General features: G+C 73.3%; 16 protein-coding genes. 11 read left to right on the top strand and 5 right to left on the bottom strand.

Annotated elements, in window-relative coordinates; all coding sequences use genetic code 11:
• Positions 1-8 precede the first annotated feature (8 nt).
• The 10 genes from AC3RJ9_RS05335 (at position 9) to secG (ending at position 9,985) form a co-directional block, all read left to right on the top strand.
• Positions 9-680 (top strand): lysophospholipid acyltransferase family protein, encoded by a 672-nt coding sequence (locus AC3RJ9_RS05335; protein WP_036315306.1) that lies wholly within the window; start codon positions 9-11, stop codon positions 678-680.
• Positions 673-2,598, top strand: a complete 1,926-nt coding sequence (uvrC, locus tag AC3RJ9_RS05340) for an excinuclease ABC subunit UvrC (RefSeq protein ID WP_036315391.1) — start codon at positions 673-675, stop codon at positions 2,596-2,598. The genes AC3RJ9_RS05335 and uvrC overlap by 8 nt, the downstream gene beginning before the upstream one ends.
• Entirely contained in the window at positions 2,595-3,491 is an 897-nt protein-coding gene (rapZ, locus tag AC3RJ9_RS05345; RefSeq protein WP_070709578.1) for an RNase adapter RapZ, read from the top strand. Before uvrC ends, rapZ begins: the two co-directional genes overlap by 4 nt.
• Positions 3,488-4,534, top strand: coding sequence for a gluconeogenesis factor YvcK family protein (locus AC3RJ9_RS05350; RefSeq protein WP_123243857.1), 1,047 nt, complete (start codon positions 3,488-3,490; stop codon positions 4,532-4,534). Before rapZ ends, AC3RJ9_RS05350 begins: the two co-directional genes overlap by 4 nt.
• Before the next feature lie 31 nt (positions 4,535-4,565).
• Positions 4,566-5,531, top strand: coding sequence for a DNA-binding protein WhiA (gene whiA / locus AC3RJ9_RS05355; protein WP_123243856.1), 966 nt, complete (start codon positions 4,566-4,568; stop codon positions 5,529-5,531).
• Positions 5,532-5,680: 149 nt separating this feature from the next.
• A complete protein-coding gene (locus AC3RJ9_RS05360; RefSeq protein ID WP_036315296.1) occupies positions 5,681-6,307 on the top strand; it encodes a superoxide dismutase in 627 nt (208 codons plus the stop codon).
• 185 nt (positions 6,308-6,492) lie between these two features.
• On the top strand, positions 6,493-7,503 hold the full coding sequence (gene gap, locus AC3RJ9_RS05365; protein ID WP_044658949.1) for a type I glyceraldehyde-3-phosphate dehydrogenase: 1,011 nt from the start codon (positions 6,493-6,495) through the stop codon (positions 7,501-7,503).
• A 107-nt stretch (positions 7,504-7,610) separates the two neighbouring features.
• A complete protein-coding gene (locus AC3RJ9_RS05370; RefSeq protein ID WP_159833133.1) occupies positions 7,611-8,858 on the top strand; it encodes a phosphoglycerate kinase in 1,248 nt (415 codons plus the stop codon).
• 2 nt (positions 8,859-8,860) lie between these two features.
• Entirely contained in the window at positions 8,861-9,652 is a 792-nt protein-coding gene (gene tpiA, locus AC3RJ9_RS05375) for a triose-phosphate isomerase (RefSeq protein ID WP_010078716.1), read from the top strand.
• A gap of 81 nt (positions 9,653-9,733) precedes the next feature.
• Complete coding sequence (gene secG / locus AC3RJ9_RS05380) at positions 9,734-9,985, top strand: preprotein translocase subunit SecG (RefSeq protein ID WP_036315286.1); 252 nt, start codon at positions 9,734-9,736, stop codon at positions 9,983-9,985.
• A 93-nt stretch (positions 9,986-10,078) separates the two neighbouring features.
• On the opposite strand, the gene AC3RJ9_RS05385 is transcribed toward secG, so the two are convergent.
• Genes AC3RJ9_RS05385 through tkt form a run of 5 tightly spaced genes read right to left on the bottom strand, consistent with a single transcriptional unit; the run spans position 10,079 to position 17,579 of the window.
• Positions 10,079-11,020 carry a glucose-6-phosphate dehydrogenase assembly protein OpcA gene (locus AC3RJ9_RS05385; protein ID WP_044658947.1) on the bottom strand — a complete coding sequence of 314 codons (942 nt, stop codon included), beginning with the start codon at positions 11,018-11,020 and terminating at the stop codon, positions 10,079-10,081.
• Positions 11,017-12,579 (bottom strand): glucose-6-phosphate dehydrogenase, encoded by a 1,563-nt coding sequence (zwf, locus tag AC3RJ9_RS05390; RefSeq protein ID WP_044658946.1) that lies wholly within the window; start codon positions 12,577-12,579, stop codon positions 11,017-11,019. The genes AC3RJ9_RS05385 and zwf overlap by 4 nt, the downstream gene beginning before the upstream one ends.
• Entirely contained in the window at positions 12,569-14,170 is a 1,602-nt protein-coding gene (locus tag AC3RJ9_RS05395; protein WP_206495725.1) for a glucose-6-phosphate isomerase, read from the bottom strand. The genes zwf and AC3RJ9_RS05395 overlap by 11 nt, the downstream gene beginning before the upstream one ends.
• 56 nt (positions 14,171-14,226) lie before the next feature.
• Positions 14,227-15,345 carry a transaldolase gene (tal, locus tag AC3RJ9_RS05400; RefSeq protein WP_036338557.1) on the bottom strand — a complete coding sequence of 373 codons (1,119 nt, stop codon included), beginning with the start codon at positions 15,343-15,345 and terminating at the stop codon, positions 14,227-14,229.
• Positions 15,346-15,404: 59 nt separating this feature from the next.
• Entirely contained in the window at positions 15,405-17,579 is a 2,175-nt protein-coding gene (gene tkt, locus AC3RJ9_RS05405) for a transketolase (protein ID WP_206495726.1), read from the bottom strand.
• Positions 17,580-17,841: 262 nt separating this feature from the next.
• Here tkt and AC3RJ9_RS05410 point away from each other — a divergent pair, with 262 nt between their 5' ends.
• Entirely contained in the window at positions 17,842-18,825 is a 984-nt protein-coding gene (locus AC3RJ9_RS05410) for a heme o synthase (RefSeq protein ID WP_060973634.1), read from the top strand.
• Positions 18,826-18,860: the final 35 nt, after the last annotated feature.

Below are 18,860 nucleotides of genomic sequence, written 5' to 3' on the forward strand. Positions count from 1 at the left end.
GGAGAGCCATGGCGACGTCGGAGCCCGTGCGCAGGAGCGCCGCCGCGCTCCTGCGGCTCACCTGCCGCCCCGAGGTCGTCGGCATGGAGCACGTCCCTGCGCGGGGCCCCTTCGTCATGGCCTCCAACCACCTGTCCTTCGTCGACTCGGTGATCCTCCAGGCCCTCGCCCCCCGCCCGGTCCACTTCTTCGCCAAGGAGGAGTACTTCACGGGCACGGGCCTGCGGGGCCGCGTCCGGCGGCGGTTCTTCGAGTCCGTGGGCTCCGTCCCCGTCCGCCGGGGCGAGCAGGCCGCCTCCGTGGCCGCGCTCGAGTCCCTCGTGGGCCTGCTCGAGTCCGGCCAGGGCGTCGGCATCTACCCGGAGGGCACCCGCAGCCGCGACGGCCGCCTCTACCGCGGCCGCACCGGTGCGGCCTGGCTGGCCCTGGCCACCGGCGCACCCGTGGTGCCCGTGGGCCTCGTCGGCACGCAGCACCTCCAGCCGCCGGACACGAACGGCTTCCGTCCCCACCGGTTCTCCGTGCGCGTGGGCGCGCCCCTGGACTTCGGCCACCCCGGGCGTCGACACACCCTGCCGCAGCGCCGCGACGCGACGGCGGCGATCATGGACGCCATCGGCGCGCTCTCGGGGCAGGAGCGCGTGGACGCCTACAACGCCGCCCCGGGCGCCCGTGGCTGATCCGGCCTCCTACCGCCCGGCTCCGGGCGAGATCTCCACGTCGCCCGGCGTCTACCGCTTCCGCGACGCGGACGGACGCGTCGTCTACGTCGGCAAGGCGAAGAACCTGCGCGCCCGCCTGAGCTCCTATTTCCAGGACCCGGCTCGGCTGGCCACCAAGACCCGGACCATGGTGTTCACGGCGGCCGCGGTCGAGTGGACCGTCGTCGGCTCCGAGCTGGAGGCGCTCCAGCTCGAGTACACGTGGATCAAGGAGTATCGCCCCCGGTTCAACATCATGTACCGGGACGACAAGTCGTACCCCTACCTGGCCGTGACTATGAACGAGCAGTTCCCGCGCGTCCAGGTGATGCGCGGCGACCGGAAGCCCGGCGTGAAGTACTTCGGCCCGTTCCACCCGGCCAAGGCGATCCGGGAGACCGTGGACCTGATGCTGCGCGTCTTCCCGGTCCGCACGTGCTCGGCCGGCGTGTTCAAGCGGGCCCGCGCCCAGGACCGGCCGTGCCTGCTCGGCTACATCGGCAAGTGCTCGGCGCCCTGCGTGGGCCGGATCAGCCCGGCGGACCATCGCGCGCTGGCCCAGGACTTCTGCGACTTCATGGCCGGGGATGCGAACCGGTTCATCCGCGAGCTGGAGAAGGCCATGGCCCGCGCCGTCGAGGAGCTGCGCTACGAGGACGCGGCCCGGCTGCGGGACGACATCGCCGCGCTGCGCCGCGTGTTCGAGCGCAACGCCGTGGTGCTGCCGGAGAACACGGAGGCGGACATCTTCGCCCTGCACGCGGACGAGCTGGAGGTCGCGGTGCAGGTGTTCCACGTCCGGCAGGGTCGCATCCGCGGCCAGCGCGGCTGGGTCATGGAGCGCGTGGAGGACGTCGCCGAGCCGGAGATGGTCGCGCACCTGCTCCAGCAGGTCTACGGCGACCTCGAGGGGCCGGAGCGCATCCCGCACGAGATCCTCGTCCCGGTCGAGCCCGACGACGCCGCACAGCTCACCGAGTGGCTCTCGGGCCTGCGCGGGTCCCGGGTCGCCGTGCGCGTGCCCCGGCGGGGCTCGAAGGCGGACCTCATGGAGACCGTCCGGGAGAACGCGGAGATGGCCCTCAAGCTGCACAAGTCGCGGCGGTCCGGGGACCTCACCACCCGCTCCGCCGCCCTGCGGGAGCTGCAGGAGGCCCTGGAGATCACCGAGCCCCTGCTGCGCATCGAGTGCTACGACATCTCCCACTCCCAGGGCACCAACGTGGTCGGCTCGATGGTCGTCATGGAGGACGGGCTGCCGAAGAAGAAGGACTACCGCCGCTTCAACGTCACGGGGGAGGCCGCCCGGGACGACACGGCGTCCCTGCGCGACGTCCTGCGGCGTCGTTTCGCCCGCCTGGCCAAGGAGCGCGCGGAGGGCGCCCCGCTCTCCGGCCAGGTCGAGGGGGACGATCAGGAGGCGGGGCGCCGCTTCGCGTACCCGCCCTCGCTCGTGGTGGTCGACGGCGGCCCGCCCCAGGTGGCCGCGGCCGCGGCGGTCCTCGAGGAGCTGGGCCTGGACGACCTGCCCGTGGTCGGGCTGGCCAAGCGGCTCGAGGAGGTGTGGCTGCCGGGCGACGAGTTCCCGGTGGTCCTGCCGCGCACCTCGGAGGGCCTGTACCTGCTCCAGCGCATCCGTGACGAGTCGCACCGGTTCGCGATCGCGGGCCACCGCAGCCGGCGGTCCAAGGCGATGACCGTCTCCGCCCTGGATGGGATCCCGGGCCTGGGCCCGGCCAAGCGCACCGCGCTGCTGAACCACTTCGGCTCCGTCGCCGAGATCCGGGCCGCCGGCGTGGACCGGCTGACCGAGGTCGCCGGCATCGGGCCGCGGCTGGCCGAGGCCGTCCACACGGCGCTCACGGCCGACACGCCCGCGGATACAGTGGAGTCATGATCGAGGAGACCCTCCAGCCGGAGAAGCCGCCGACATCCGAGGTGCTCGTGATCGCCGGGATGTCCGGCGCCGGACGGACCACCGCCGCGCACGCGCTCGAGGACCACGGCTGGGACGTGGTGGAGAACATGCCGCCGGCCCTGTTCGGCACGCTGGCCGAGCTCATCGCCCGCTCGCCGGAGGCGTTCCCGCGCCTGGCGATCGTGGTGGACGTGCGCTCGCGCTCCTACTTCGAGGAGCTGTACGCCGCCCTGCAGCACCTGGCCAACAGCGGAGTGGAGTATCGCACCGTGTTCCTCGATGCGGAGGACCACGTCCTCCTGCAACGCTTCGAGGCCGGCCGCCGCCCCCACCCGATGCAGGGCAACGCCCGGCTGCTGGACGGCATCCGCGCGGAGCGGGACGTCGTCGAGCCGCTCAAGGCGCGTGCCGACGTCGTGGTGGACACCACCGAGCTGAACGTGCACGGCCTGGCCACGGAGATCACCGAGCTGTTCTCGGAGTCCGGCCCCGTCACGCTGCGCCTGACCATCATGAGCTTCGGGTTCAAGTACGGCGTCCCGGCGGACGCGAACTTCGTGGCGGACATGCGCTTCATCCCCAACCCCCACTGGGTGCCGGCGCTGCGTCCGCACACGGGCACGGAGGCCGCGGTCGCGGACTACGTGCTCTCCCGCCCCGGTGTCGAGGACTTCCTGCGCGCGTACGTCGCCATGCTGGGGCCGGTGTTCGAGGGCTACCGGCGGGAGAACAAGCACTACGCCACGCTCGCCATCGGCTGCACGGGCGGCAAGCACCGCTCCGTGGCCGTCGCCGAGGAGCTCGCCCGGCGCCTGGCCCAGGTGCCCCACGTCACGGTGCACGTCCAGCACCGGGACATGGGGCGCGAATGACGTCCCCGCTCACCGGCCAGCTGCCCCTGCCGCCCGGGATGGGTTCGGAAGGGCGCGGGGTGGGCGCCGGCATGTCCCGCCCCACGGCCCGGGTCACCGCCCTCGGCGGCGGCCACGGCCTCTCCGCGTCCCTCGCGGCCCTGCGGCACGTGGCCGGGCACCTCACGGCCGTCGTCACGGTGGCGGACGACGGCGGCTCCTCCGGCACCATCCGCCGGGAGATGGCGGTGCTGCCGCCCGGCGACCTCCGCATGGCGCTGGCCGCCCTGTGCGACGACACCGACTGGGGTCGGACCTGGGCCCACGTCATGCAGCACCGCTTCCGCTCCACCGAGGTGCCCGCGGACCAGGCCACCCTGGACAACCACGCGCTCGGGAACCTCCTGATCGTCGCCCTCTGGGAGCTGCTGGGCGACCCGGTGGACGGGCTGCGCTGGGCCGGCGCCCTGCTGCGGGCGCACGGCGAGGTCCTGCCGGTCTCGCGGGTGCCGCTGACCATCGGCGGGGACGTGCTCAGCGCCGGCCCGGACGGCCGCCTGCGCACCCGATGCGTGGAGGGCCAGGTGGCCCTCGCGGTCGCCGCGTTCGAGGGGCGCGTCACCGACGTCCGCCTGAGCCCGTCCGACGCCCCCGCCACCCCGGAGGCGCTCTCGGCGATCGAGCTGGCCGACTGGGTGGTGCTCGGACCCGGCTCGCTGTACACGTCGGTGCTGCCGCACCTGCTGATGCCGGACGTGCGCGCGGCCCTCGCCGCCACCGCCGCCCGGCGCCTCATGGTGCTGAACCTGCGCACGGGAGACCAGGAGACCACCGGCCTCACCCACGCCGACCACCTCAAGGTGCTGCGCTCCTATGCGCCGGACCTCCGGCTGGACGTGGTGATCGCCGACGTGGACGCGGTCACCGACCGGGCGGCGGTGGAGGCCGAGGCGGCCCGGATGGGCGCGCGCGTGGCGTTCAGTAGAGTGAGCAGTGCCCAGGATCCCCAGGTCCACGACCCGCTGCGCCTGGCCGTCGCGATCGACGAGGCGATGACCCACTGACGCGCGCACCTCGCCGAGAAGGAGCACGAGCATGGCGCTGACCATGACCCTCAAGGAGGAGCTGGCCCGTGTGCCGGTCGCCGCGACCCCGGAGCGGCGGGCGGAGACCGCGGCGATGCTGCGGTTCGCCGGGGGGTTGCACCTCGTGGCCGGCCGCGTCGTCGTGGAGGCGGAGCTGGACCACGGCGCCAGCGTGCGCCGCCTGCGCGCCGCCATCACCGACCTGTACGGCCTGGCCCCGGAGATCGTGGTGGTCTCCGGCGGCAACCTGCGCCGTGGTCAGCGGTACGTGCTCCGGGTCGTGCGCGGGGGAGAGGACCTCGCCCGGCAGACCGGGCTCATCGACCAGCGGGGACGGCCCGTGCGTGGCCTCGCGCCGGTCCTCGTCAGCGGGACGACGGCGGCCACCGCCGCCGTGTGGCGCGGGGCCCTGCTGGCCCACGGCTCCCTCACCGAGCCCGGCCGCTCGGCGGCCCTCGAGGTGACCACGCCGGGCCCGGAGGCCGCGCTCGCGCTGGTGGGGGCCGCGCGTCGGCTCCGCGTGGCGGCGAAGGCACGCGAGGTGCGTCAGTCGGACCGCGTCGTGGTCCGCGACGGCGAGGCGATCGCCACGCTGCTCGCCGCCGTCGGCGCGGAGCAGACCGCGACCCTCTGGCGCGAGCGGCGCGAGCGCAAAGAGGTCCGGGCCACCGCCAACCGCCTCGCGAACTTCGACGACGCCAACCTGCGCCGTTCCGCCCAGGCCGCTGTCACGGCCGGGGCGAAGGTGGAGCGGGCCCTCGAGATCCTCGGGGACGAGGTGCCCGACCACCTTCGCTACGCGGGACGGCTGCGCCTCGAGCACAAGCAGGCCTCCCTCGACGAGCTCGGCCGCCTCGCGGACCCGCCGATGACCAAGGACGCCGTCGCCGGGCGCATCCGCCGGCTGCTGGCCATGGCGGACAAGCGGGCCGCCGAGCGGGGCATCCCCGGGACGGACGCGGCCTCCGAGGGCTGAGCGCGGGATCACCGTCGACGGGATCTGGCCCCGGCGCTCCGCCCCCGATCACAATGGAGACGGACGGAATACGCCGCCGAGACGCGAGGTTGCCCGAGGTGGAGGCCGAGGGCGTCCTGCCCGCAGCCTCGCCTGACCAAGGAGGAAGCATGACCGAATACACCCTTCCGGAGCTGGACTACGACTACGCCGCGCTGGAGCCGCACATCTCGGCCCGCATCATGGAGCTGCACCACTCCAAGCACCACGCCACGTACGTCAAGGGCGCGAACACCGCCCTGGAGAAGCTGGCCGCCGCGCGTGAGGCCGGCGACTTCGGCTCCGTGAACCAGCTGTCGAAGGACCTCGCCTTCAACCTGGGCGGGCACACGAACCACTCGATCTTCTGGAAGAACCTCTCGCCGGAGGGCGGCGACAAGCCGACCGGCGAGCTGGCCGCCGCCATCGACGAGTACTTCGGCTCGTTCGACCAGTTCCAGGCCCACTTCACCGCCGCCGCCCTCGGCATCCAGGGCTCCGGCTGGGCCGTGCTGGCCTACGAGCCCATCGGCGGCAACCTGGTGATCGAGCAGTTCTACGACCAGCAGAACGGCGTGCCGGTCGCCACCATCCCGCTGTTCCAGCTGGACATGTGGGAGCACGCCTTCTACCTCGACTACCAGAACGTCAAGGCGGACTACGTCAAGGCGATCTGGAACATCGTGAACTGGGCCGACGTGCAGGCCCGCTTCGAGGCCGCCCGCGCCGGCGCCTCCGGCCTGATCCTCCCGGCCTGATCCACACCGCGCACCGGGGCGCTGATGTCGTGGCCCCACGACGTCAGCGCCCCGATGCGGGGAGGGGCTCGGCGCTCCGGCCCTGTCCCCACCGCGCGCCCGGACCGGGCGCGACCGCTCGACCGTACCGCCCCGGACCCACCGCCACGGGGACCACGCAACGCGAACTAACGAGAGAGACCACCATGACCAAGATCGCCATCAACGGCTACGGCCGCATCGGACGCAACATCGTGCGCGTGCTCAGGGACCGCGGCCACGAGGGCCTCGAGCTGGTCGCCGTGAACGACCTCGCCGACCCCGAGGACCTGTTCTGGCTCACCAAGTACGACACCATCCTGGGCCGCTACCCGGGCGAGCTGGAGCGGACCGAGAAGGGGTTCCGCATCGACGGCCGCGACGTCGCGTTCTTCCAGGAGGCCGACCCGACGAAGCTGCCGTGGGGTGAGCTCGGCGTGGACCTGGTCATCGAGTGCACCGGCATCTTCACGACCGGCCCCAAGGCGCAGGCCCACCTCGACGCCGGGGCCAAGAAGGTCCTCATCTCCGCTCCCGCCAAGGAGGTCGACGGCACCTTCGTGATGGGTGTGAACGAGCACACCTACGACGCGGAGTCGATGCACATCGTCTCGAACGCCTCGTGCACCACGAACTGCCTGGCCCCGATGGCGAAGGTCCTCAACGACGAGTTCGGCATCGTGGACGGCATCATGACCACGATCCACGCGTACACCGGCGACCAGAACCTGCACGACAACGTGCACAAGAAGGATCGCCGTCGGGCGCGCGCCGCCGCCCAGAACATGGTGCCCACCTCCACGGGCGCGGCCAAGGCCATCGGCGAGGTCATCCCGGAGCTGAAGGGCAAGCTCGACGGCTTCGCCATGCGGGTGCCCACCATCACCGGCTCGGCCACCGACCTGACCGTGGAGCTGACGCGCCACGTGGAGGTCGAGGAGATCAACGCGGCGTTCAAGAAGGCCGCGGAGTCCGGTCCGCTGCAGGGCCGCCTGGTCTACTCGGAGGACCCGATCGTGTCCTCGGACATCATCACCTCCCCGGCGGCGTGCACCTTCGACGCCCCGCTGACCAAGTCCATCGGCCAGACCGTGAAGATCATCGGCTGGTACGACAACGAGTACGGCTACACCTCCCAGCTCATGGACTTCGCAGACCTCATCGGCTCGAAGCTCTGAGCCCGCACGGCGCCCGACGGCCCGGGCCGACGGTTCCTCCGTCGGCCCGGGCCGTCCGCCTAGACTGCACCGTGAACCGACCCCGCTCCGGCACCCCAGGAGGCATCATGCCCGCACCGACCCTCACCGATCTGCTCGAGGCCGGCGTCGCCGGCCGCACCGTGCTCATCCGGTCCGACCTGAACGTCCCGCTGGACGGGGACACCGTCACCGACGACGGCCGCATCCGTGCCTCGCTGCCCGCGATCCGGGACCTGGCGGAGGCCGGGGCCCGCGTGATCGTCATGGCCCATCTGGGCCGCCCCAAGGGTGAGCCCGACCCCGCGTACTCCCTCCGTCCGGTCGCCGCGCGCATGGCCGAGCTGCTGGGCGCCGACGTCGCCCTGGCCGCAGACGTGACCGGGGACGACGCGCGCGCCCACGCCGCCGCCCTGCAGGACGGCCAGGTGCTGCTGCTGGAGAACGTGCGCTTCGACGCCCGCGAGACCTCCAAGGACGATGCCGAGCGCGCCGCACTCGCCGGGGAGATGGCTGCCCTGGCCGGCGCGGACGGTGCCTACGTGGGCGACGCGTTCGGCGCGGTCCACCGCAAGCACGCCTCCGTGTTCGACGTCGCGGCGCAGCTGCCGGCCTACCAGGGCCCGCTGGTCGCCGCCGAGCTCGAGGTGCTCACCCGCCTGACCGAGTCCCCGGAGCGGCCCTACGTCGTCGTGCTGGGCGGGTCGAAGGTCTCGGACAAGCTGGCCGTGATCGACAACCTGCTGGACAAGGCCGACATGCTGCTGATCGGCGGCGGCATGCTCTTCACCTTCCTCAAGGCGCAGGGCCACGAGGTGGGCGCCTCCCTGCTCGAGGAGGACCAGCTCGACACCGTTCGCGAATACCTGCGCCGCTCCGAGGCCGGGGCCGCCCGCATCGTGCTCCCCACGGACATCGTGATGGCCTCCGGCTTCGCGGCCGACGCCGAGCACGAGGTCCTGGCCGCGGACGCCCTCACCTCGGGCGCGCACGGCGCGTCCGCCATGGGCTTGGACATCGGCCCCGAGACGGCCCGGGCGTTCGCCGAGCAGATCCGCGGCGCCCAGACCGTGTTCTGGAACGGCCCCATGGGCGTGTTCGAGTTCCCGGCCTTCGCGGAGGGCACCCGGGCGGTGGCCCAGGCCCTCACCGAGGCCTCCGCGGCCGGCGGCCTGTCGGTGGTCGGCGGCGGCGACTCCGCGGCGGCCGTGCGCACGCTCGGCTTCGCCGACGACGCGTTCGGCCACATCTCCACCGGTGGCGGCGCCTCCCTCGAATACCTCGAGGGCAAGGAGCTGCCGGGCGTCACCGCCCTGGCCGGCGAGGGGCGGGCGTGAGCATGGCGGAGCAGACCACGCGCGTGCCGCTGATCGCGGGCAACTGGAAGATGAACCTGGACCACCTCGAGGCCGTCACCCTGGTGCAGCGCCTCACGTGGCTCCTCTCGGACGCGGACCATGACCAGGAGGCCGTGGAGGTCGCGGTGTTCCCGCCCTTCACGGGCCTGCGGTCCGTGCAGACGCTCGTCACCGGCGACCGCCTGGACCTCGTCTACGGCGCGCAGGACCTCTCGCCCGAGGACGCCGGCGCCTACACGGGCGACGTCTCCGGCGCGTTCCTGGCCGCGCTGGGGTGCCGTTACGCGATCGTGGGCCACTCCGAGCGCCGCACCCTCCACGGGGAGGACGACGCCCTCGTCGCGCGCAAGGCCGCCGCGGCCCTGCGCCACGGCCTCACCCCGGTGATCTGCGTGGGCGAGGGCCTGGAGGTGCGCCAGGCCGGCCGGCACGTCGAGCACACGCTCGCCCAGCTGGAGGGCTCGATCGCGGGCCTGTCGGCGCAGGACGTGGCCGGCGTCGTCGTCGCCTACGAGCCCGTATGGGCGATCGGCACGGGCGAGGTCGCCGGCCCCGAGGACGCGCAGCAGATGTGCGCGGCCCTGCGCGCCCGCGTGGCCGCACTGCACGGCGACGACGTCGCCGCCGGACTGCGGATCCTCTACGGCGGCTCCGTGAAGTCCTCCAGCGCGCCGGCGCTGCTGGCGCAGCCGGACGTGGACGGCGCCCTCGTGGGCGGCGCCAGCCTCGACGCGGACGAGTTTGCTAAGATCGTCCGGTTCGACCAGGCCTGATCCGTCCGGCCCGACCGACCGCATTCTCCGTGACGGCCCCGGCGCGCGCCGGGGCCGCACCTCGACCCGAGGAGCCCTCCCGTGGACGTCCTGACCCTGGCCCTGCAGATCCTCGTGGTCGTGCTCAGCGTGGTCATCGTGCTGCTCATCCTGCTGCACAAGGGCCGCGGCGGCGGCGTCTCGGACATGTTCGGCGGCGGCGTGACCAGCTCGATGAGCTCCTCGGGCTCCGCCCAGCGTCTGCTCACCCGCCTGACCGTCGGCTCCGTGGTCGCCTGGGGTGTCGTGATCGCCCTGCTCGGCGTCCTGCCGCGACTGACCATGGAGTCCTGAGGCCGCCCCGCCGGGCCCCGACGCGAACGCCCCGCACGGAAGATCCGTGCGGGGCGTTCGCGCGTCCCGGACCGGTGGGGCGCCGGGGGCCCCTCAGCGTTCGGAGGCCTGCACGGGGGAGAGGTCCGTGCGCGGCAGGCCCTGGTGGAGCACGGCGCCGAAGACCTCGTCCGGGTCCAGGCGGCGCAGCTCCTCGGCCAGGCAGTCCTGGATCGTCCGGCGTGGCAGGGAGATGCGCTGCACCGGCCGGCCCTGCTGATAGAGCCGGGCCACCTGCGACTGCGAGCGGGAGAGCACCACGTCCCCGTCCGTGCACCGCAGGCGCACCGCACGGATCCCGTGGCCGACCTTCGAGTGCGCGATCGTCACGGGCACCTTCAGGGTCAGGGTGAGCCACGCCGCGAGCAGCATGGTGCTGGGGGAGTCCGGCGCCCCGTCCACCGTCACCGAGCGCAGGGTGGCCACGTCGAGCGTGTCGAAGATCCCGGCCACCTGGATCCGCCACAGCGTCAGGCGCGTCCAGGCCAGGTCGGTGTCGCCCTCATGGTGGCCCGCGCGCAGAGCCCACAGGGCGGGCTCGGCCGCGGACGCCGATGCCGTGTCCGTGATCCGGCGGTGGGCCAGGCGACCGAGCGCCGTCGCCGAGGGGACCTCGGGCGGCACCCCGGGCCACCACGCGACGATGGGCGCATCGGGCAGGAGCAGCCCGGAGACGAGCGACTCATCGGCGTGGGCGTTCTCCCCGGCGCACCACAGCACCACGACGTCGGAGGCGCCGGCGTCGCCGCCGACCCGGATCTCGGCGTCCAGGCGGGTGGGTGCCGCAGGGTCGCCCAGGGCCAGGACGATGATGCGGCACGGGTGCTCCAACGAGGCCGCGTTGGCGGCCTGGACGGCGGACTCGATGCCGGCGTCGTCCGTGCTGATCACGAGCGTGAGGACGCGGCCGAGGGTCACGACCCCGCTCTTCTCGCGCAGCTGCGTGATGCGCTTGGCCACCTGGGAGGTGGTGGTGTCCTGCATGCGGATCTTCACGGGCGCCTCCAGCTTCGTCCGTCGCGGGCCATGAGGGCGTCGGCCGAGGGCGGGCCCCACGTGCCCGGGGCGTAGGGCTCGGGCTGGGTGCCCAGGCTCGCCCAGTGCTCCTCGAACGGGTCCACGATCCGCCAGGACAGCTCCACCTCGGCCTGACGCGGGAACAGCGGCGGCTCCCCGAGGAGTACGTCGAGGATGAGCCGTTCGTACGCCTCGGGGGAGTCCTCGGTGAAGGCGTGGCCGTAGCCGAAGTCCATCGTGACGTCGCGGATCTCGGTCTGCGTGCCGGGCACCTTGGACGCGAAGCGGATGGTGACGCCCTCGTCCGGCTGCACCCGGATGACGATGACGTTCTGCCCGAACTCGTCCCCGTCGTGGACGGGGAACAGCAGGTGCGGGGGCTTCTTGAAGACGACGGCGATCTCCGTCACCCGCCGGCCGAGGCGCTTGCCGGCCCGCAGGTAGAACGGGACGCCCTGCCAACGGCGCGTGCGGATGCCCACCTTGAGCGCGGCGTACGTCTCCGTGACGGACGCCGGGTTGAAGCCCTCCTCGTCGAGGAAGCCCGTGACCTGCTCGCCGCCCTGCCAGCCGGAGGTGTACTGGCCGCGGGCGGAGGCCCCCGCGAGTCCCTCGGGCGTGTCCGGGACGGTCACGGCTTCGAGGACCTTCTCCTTCTCCGCGCGCAGGTGGTCCGCGTCGAACGAGATCGGCTCCTCCATCGCCGTGAACGCGAGCAGCTGCAGGAGGTGGTTCTGGATGACGTCGCGGGCCGCGCCCACGCCGTCGTAGTAGCTCGCCCGTCCGCCGATGCCGATGTCCTCGGCCATCGTGATCTGGACGTGGTCCACGTGCTCCGCGTTCCAGAGCGGCTCGAACATCCGGTTGGCGAACCGGAACGCGAGGATGTTCTGCACCGTCTCCTTGCCGAGGTAGTGGTCGATGCGGAACACGGCGTCCGAGGGGAAGACGCGCTCGATCACGGCGTTGAGCTCCTGCGCGCTGGCCAGGTCGTGGCCGAAGGGCTTCTCGATGACCACGCGGCGCCACGGGCCGTCGGCCGGCTGGGACCGGTCGGCCAGGCCCTGGTCGGCCAGGTGGTGGGAGACGGCCTCGAACCAGTCCGGCGGGATGGAGAGGTAGAACGCCGTGTTCCCGCGCGTGCCGCGTGAGGTCTCGAGCTCGGCGAGCACCTCGTCGAGACGGACATAGGCCGCCTCGTCGTCGAACGCGCCGGAGACGAAGCGCAGGCCGCCCCGGAACTGGTCCCACACGGTCTCGTCGAAGGTGGTTCGGGAGGAGGCCTCCACGGCGGCACGCACGTAGTCGGCGAACTCCTCGTCGGACCAGTCGCGGCGGCCGAAGCCGACGAGGGAGAACGCCGGCGGCAGCAGGCCGCGCTGGGCCAGGTCGTACATGGCCGGCAGGAGCTTCTTCTTCGCCAGGTCGCCCGTCACGCCGAACAGCACGAGGGCCGACGGACCCGCGATGCGGGTCAGGCGCCGGTCACGGGGGTCGCGCAGCGGGTTGCGGGGGACGGTCCGGGACTCACCGGCCACGGACGGCGTTCCTCAGGGCCTCGATGCCCGCGTCGCGGCGGCGCAGGTGCAGGGTGACCACGGGGCGGCCGAGATCGCCCAGCACCCGGGCGTCGCCCGCGGCCTGCGCGGCGATGAGCCTGCCCAGGGAGAACGGGCGTCCGGGCACCTCGAGGTCCAGGCCGGCGTCGCCCGTGATCTGGAGGAACACGCCGACGGCCGGGCCGCCCTTGTGGAACTGTCCGGTGGAGTGCAGGAACCGCGGACCCCAGCCGAACGTGACCGGGCGGCCGACCAGCTCTGCCAGGTCCGCGCGCAGCTCCTCGAGCTCGGCGTCGTCATGACGGGAGAGGTAGGCGTGGACCGCCAGGTAGCCGTCCTCGGGCACCAGCGCGGCCGTGGCGCGCAGCACGCCGGCCAGGTCCGGGGCAGAGGTCACGGACGCCGGGCCGGAGACCTCGACGCCCTCCACCTCACCGTCGGCCGTCCGCTCGGCGGCGGGGCCGTCCAGCAGGGTGCGCGCGGCGGCCTTGGCGGCCTCCACGTCCGGCTGGTCGAAGGGGTTGATCCCGAGCAGGCGGCCGGCCACCGCGGTGGCCACCTCCCACAGCAGCAGCTGGGCGCCGAGCGAGCCGGCGACCTGCACGCCGTGGCCCGGGGCCGCGACGTCGTCCTCGCCGACGAGCTGCACCTGCAGCAGGTCGGGGGCGTCCCACACGGTCTCGGGGTCGCCGGGGGCGACGACGACGGGCAGCAGCCCGGTGCCGTCCTTGCCCGTGGACTCGGCGATCAGCTGCTCGATCCAGGCCGGCAGTCCGGCGATGCCGGACCCGTGGTCGGCGAAGACGAGCTTGTCGCGCAGCGGCTGCGTGCCGCCCAGGGCCGCGCCGAGCTGCAGGCCCGGGTTGTCCTCGTCGTCGGCGGTCAGCAGGTCGAGCACGGCCTCCGCGTCGTCCAGCAGGGCCGCGACGTCCACCCCGGCCAGGCCGGTGGGGACCAGGCCGAACGCGGTGAGAGCCGAGAAGCGCCCGCCCACGGTCGGGTCCGCGGTGAAGACGGCGCGCCAGCCGGCGGACTCGCACGCGGCGTGCAGCGGCGAGCCCGGGTCCGTGACGGCGACCAGGCGGGTGCGGGGGTCGATCCCGGCGTCGCGGAACGCGGCCTCGACGACGCGGCGCTGCGAGTCGGTCTCCACGGTGGAGCCGGACTTGGAGGAGACCACCAGCACGGTCCGCACGAGGTCGCGCTCGAGGGCACGGGAGACCTGGAACGGGTCCGTGGAGTCCAGGACCTCGAGCTCGACGCCGGCCGTCGCCGCGATCACCTCGGGGGCCAGGGACGAACCGCCCATGCCCGCCAGGAGCACGCGGTCCACGCCCTCGGCGCGCAGCTCCCGGGTCAGCTGGGCGATGTGCGGGACGAGGGCGCGGGAGTCCTCGAACAGGTCGATCCAGCCGAGCCGCTTGGCGGCCTCGTCGCGGGCCGGCGCCCCCCACAGGTCGGCGTCCTGCGCCCCGAGGCGGGAGGCGACGCGGTCCTGGAGGAGGGCGGGCAGATGGCGGTCGATCGCCTCGAGGGCGGCTCCGGTGGCGGTGAGGCCGAGGGTGCTCATGGGGGGTCCTTCCGTGCGCGTGGCGAGCGGGCGGCGGGGTCGGGGGGCGGGTGCGGTCAGCGATGGGCGTCGAGCCCGGAGCGGACCGAGCCGAGCAGCTCGTCCCACGCGGCCTCGAACTTCTCCAGGCCCTCAGTCTCCAGCACGTCCACGACGTCCTGGTAGGACACGCCTGCCGCGCCGACCGCGTCGAGCAGGGCATCGGCCTCGGCGTAGGCGCCCGTGACGGTGTCCGCCGCGATCACCCCGTGGTCGGCGACCGCCTCGAGGGTCTTCTCCGGCAGGGTGGTCACGGTGTGCGGTGCCACGAGTTCGGTGACGTACAGCGTGTCCGGCAGGGCGGGGTCCTTGACGCCGGTGGAGGCCCACAGGGGCCGCTGCACGGGGGCGCCGGCCGCCTCGAGCAGGCGCCAGCGCTCCGAGTCCAGGGCCTGCTCGAAGGCTCGGTAGGCCAGGCGCGCGTTGGCGACGGCGGCCCGGCCGGTCAGCGCCTCGGCCTCGGGGGTGCCGATCGCGCGCAGCCGCGCGTCGACCTCCGTGTCCACACGGGAGACGAAGAAGGAGGCCACCGAGTGGAGGCGGCGGACGTCGTGCCCGTTCGCCCGGGCCTTCTCCAGGCCGGTGAGCCAGGCGTTGAGCACCCGGCGGTAGCGGGGCAGCGAGAAGATCAGGGTCACGTTCACGCTGATGCCCGCGCCGAGCACGTCCGCGATGGCGGACAGGCCCTCCACGGTCGCGGGGATCTTCACCATGAGGTTGGGACGGTCGACGGCCGCCGCCAGCTCGCGGGCCTGCGCCACGGTGCCGGCGGCGTCGCGGGCCAGGCGCGGATCGACCTCAAGGGAGACGAAGCCGTCCGCCCCGCCGGTGCGCTCGTGGACGGGCGCGAGCACGTCGGCGGCGCGGCGCACGTCCTCGGTCGTCAGGGCGACGACGGCCTCGTCCACCGAGGCGCCGGCCGCGGCGAGTTCGCGCAGCTGTCCCTGGTAGGCGCCCGCGTCCGCGAGGGCGACCGCGAAGATGGACGGGTTCGTGGTGACGCCGGTGACCGAGCGGGTGGCGATCAGCTCTTCGAGCGTGCCCTCGTCCAGCCGCGTGCGGGAGAGGTCGTCGAGCCAGATCGACACACCGGCCTGGGCCAGCGCGGCGGTGTTCGGGTTCTGCGGGGTGCTCATGGTCTGCGGGTGCCTTCCCTTCGGGGTGGACGTGCTCGGGGCGCCGTGGGCGCCGGGCCTCAGAGGAGGCCGCGGGTCACCTCGGCGACGTGCTCGCCAGTGAATCCGTACTTCTCCATCAGGCGGGCGCCGTCGGCCGACTCGCCGTAGTGCTCGAGGCTCACGCGGGCGCCCGGGGAGGAGGCCGTCACCGTGTGCTCGAACCACGGCATCGCGATGCCGGCCTCGACGGAGACGCGGACCGGGGCGTCGGGGCCGTCGGGCAGGACCTCGGCCCGGTAGGCCTCGTCCTGCTCGGCGAACCACTCGAGGCAGGGGGCGGAGACGACGCGGGTCGGGACGCCGTCGGCCTGCAGCAGCGCGCGGGCCCGCACGGCCACGGAGACCTCGGAGCCGGTCGCGATCAGCAGCGCGCGGGCCGGCGTCGGCGCGCCGTCGGCATCCGTGGCGTCGATGAGGACGTAGGCGCCGCGGGCCACGCCCGAGGCGGGGGCGAAGCCGTCCGTGTCCCGGGGGAGCACGGGCAGGCTCTGCCGGGACAGGACGAGCCCGGCCGGGCGGTCCCGGTGCTCGAGCACCGTCCGCCACGCCCACGCGGTCTCGTTGGCGTCGGCCGGGCGGACGACGTCGAGCCCGGGGATGGCCCGCAGGGCGGCCAGGTGCTCCACCGGCTGGTGCGTGGGGCCGTCCTCGCCGAGGCCGATGGAGTCGTGCGTCCACACGTACGTGCTCGGGGTGCCCATGAGGGCGGCCAGGCGGACGGCGGGGCGCATGTAGTCGGAGAACGTCAGGAACGTGCCCACGTACGCGCGGGTCAGGCCGCCGATCGTGATGCCGTTGACGATCGCCCCGGCCGCGAACTCGCGGACGCCGAAGTGCAGGGTGCGGCCGTACTCGTCGCCCCGCCAGGTGGCGGTGGAGCGGTGGGCCGGGATGAAGGAGGGCTCGCCCTTCATGGTGGTGTTGTTCGACCCGGCGAGGTCGGCCGAGCCGCCCCAGAGCTCGGGCATGACCGGCGCGAGGGCCGTGAGCACCTCTCCGGAGGCTGCGCGCGTGGCCAGGCCCTTCTCGTCCGCGTCCCAGGACGGGAACGCGTCCGCGAAGCTAGCGGGCAGCTCTCGTCCGGCCAGTCGGTCGTACAGGCGAGCCTTCTCCGGGTGGGCCTCGCGCCAGGCCTGGAACGCCGCCTCCCAGCCGCGGCGGTACTCTGCCGAGCGCTCGGCGATGGACCGGGCGCGGGCCAGGAGCTCGGGGTCGACGTCGAAGGTCGTGGTCGGGTCCAGCCCGAGGCTCTCCTTGAGGCCGGCGACCTCGTCCGTGCCGAGCTTGGAGCCGTGGATGCCGCCGGTGTTCTGCTTCGTGGGGGAGGGCCAGCCGATCACGGTGCGCAGCTTGATCAGCGAGGGCCGGCCGGTCTCGGCCTTGGCCGCGACGAGGGCGTCGTACAGGGCCTCCACGTCCTCCGTGTACTCGGTCACGGCGTGGCCCTGGGCGCCGTTGGTCCAGTCGACCTCCTGCACGTGCCAGCCGTAGGCCTCGTAGCGGCGGACCACGTCCTCGGTGAACGCGATGTCCGTGTCGTCCTCGATCGAGATGCGGTTCGCGTCGTAGACGACGACCAGGTTCCCGAGCTCCTGGTGCCCGGCCAGCGAGGAGGCCTCGGCGGCGACGCCCTCCTGGATGTCCCCGTCGGAGGCGAGCACGAACACGTGATGGTCGAACGGGGAGGTGCCGGGGGCGGCGTCGGGGTCCATCAGCCCGCGCACACGGCGCTGCTCATACGCGAAGCCGACGCCCATCGCCAGGCCCTGGCCCAGCGGACCCGTGGTCACCTCGACGCCGTGGGTGTGGCCGTACTCCGGGTGGCCCGGGGTCCTGGATCCCTCGGTGCGCAGCGCCTGGATGTCCTCGATCTCGAGCCCGGCGCCCGCGGCGAACAGCTGCAGGTACTGGATGAGCGAGGCGTGGCCCGCGGAGAGGATGAAGCGGTCCCGGCCCTCCCAGCGGTCGTCCGTGGGGTCCAGGTGCATCACGTTCTGGTACAGCTGCCACGCCACGGGGGCCAGCGAGATCGCGGTGCCGGGGTGGCCGTGCCCGGCCTTCTCCACGGCGTCCGCCGAGAGCGCCTTGAGAGTGTCCACCATCCGGCGGTCCTGCTCCGAGTAGACGAACCCGCGGGCCGGGGCCACCCGGTCCAGGGTCGGGGGGGTGGACGGCTGCGCGGCGTCGGTCACGGGTTCTCTCCTGGCGGATCGGGAGCGTCGGGGTGCGGCCCCGGCCGACGCCGGGGCGTCGCGGCGCGGGGCCGTCGTCCCAGCCTAGCCGCGCGACGGCGGGGCGGGCCCGACCGAGCGCCCCATGACATGGTTCGCCCCCGGGCGAACAGCCGTTGACACGAGTAGACTGGGTCAAGGCCTGCCCGCAGGCGGACCGCCCGAGTGGCCGATCCGAACCCCGGGACGGGCACGCCCACCGTCCCCTCACCGTGAGAAGCAGATGTCATCCTCCCTGGAGTCGCCGTCCGCCGCCCGCGTCGCCGCCGCCGAGCCCGGCGTCGTCGACCGGTCCCCGCTGCCCCTGCGCCGCAAGGTCCGGGCGTACGTCGAGCTGACGAAGCCCCGGGTGATCGAGCTGCTGCTGGTGACCACGCTGCCGACCATGATCTTCGCGCAGCGCGGCTTCCCGGACGTGCTCACCATGATCGCCACGCTCGTCGGCGGTGCGCTCGCCGCCGGCGCCTCCGGCACCTTCAACTGCTACATCGACCGCGACATCGACCGGGTCATGAAGCGCACCGAGAACCGGCCGCTCGTCACCGGCGAGGTCACCCCGCGCGAGGCCCTCGTGTTCGCGTGGGTGCAGACGGTCGTGTCCATCCTGATCCTCGGGTTCGGCGCCAACTGGCTGGCGGCCGGCCTGGGTGTGGCCGCCATCTTCTTCTACGTGGTCGTGTACTCGCTCGTGCTCAAGCGCCGCACGGAGCAGAACATCGTGTGGGGCGGCATCGCCGGCTGCTTCCCCGTGCTGATCGGCTGGGCGGCCGTGCGCGGGACCGTCGAGTGGCCGGCCATCGTGCTGTTCCTCGTGGTCTTCCTGTGGACGCCCCCGCACTACTGGCCGCTGTCCATGAAGTACAAGCGCGACTACCAACAGGCCGACGTGCCGATGCTCGGCGCCATCGCCTCCGCGCGCCACGTCTCCAACCAGGTCGTGCTCTACGCGTGGGCCACCGTGGCGTGCTCCCTCCTGCTCGTGCCGATGGGCTGGGCCGGCATCGTGTACACCGCGGTCGCGCTCGTCGTCGGAGCCTGGTTCATCTGGGAGTCCCATGTGCTGCAGGTGCAGGCCCAGCGCGAGGACTTCGAGGACCGCAAGGCCATGAAGGTCTTCCACCTCTCCATCACCTATCTGACGCTGCTGTTCATCGCCCTGGCCGTGGACCCGTTCGTGGGCGCGCCGCTGATGCACTTCGGCGCCTGAGCGCCGGTCCGCCCCCAGCGCTCCCCGGGACGCCG

It is taken from the genome of Micrococcus sp. 63XJN7_6_ISO-PGPR-S23-444 (genome assembly GCF_058072765.1).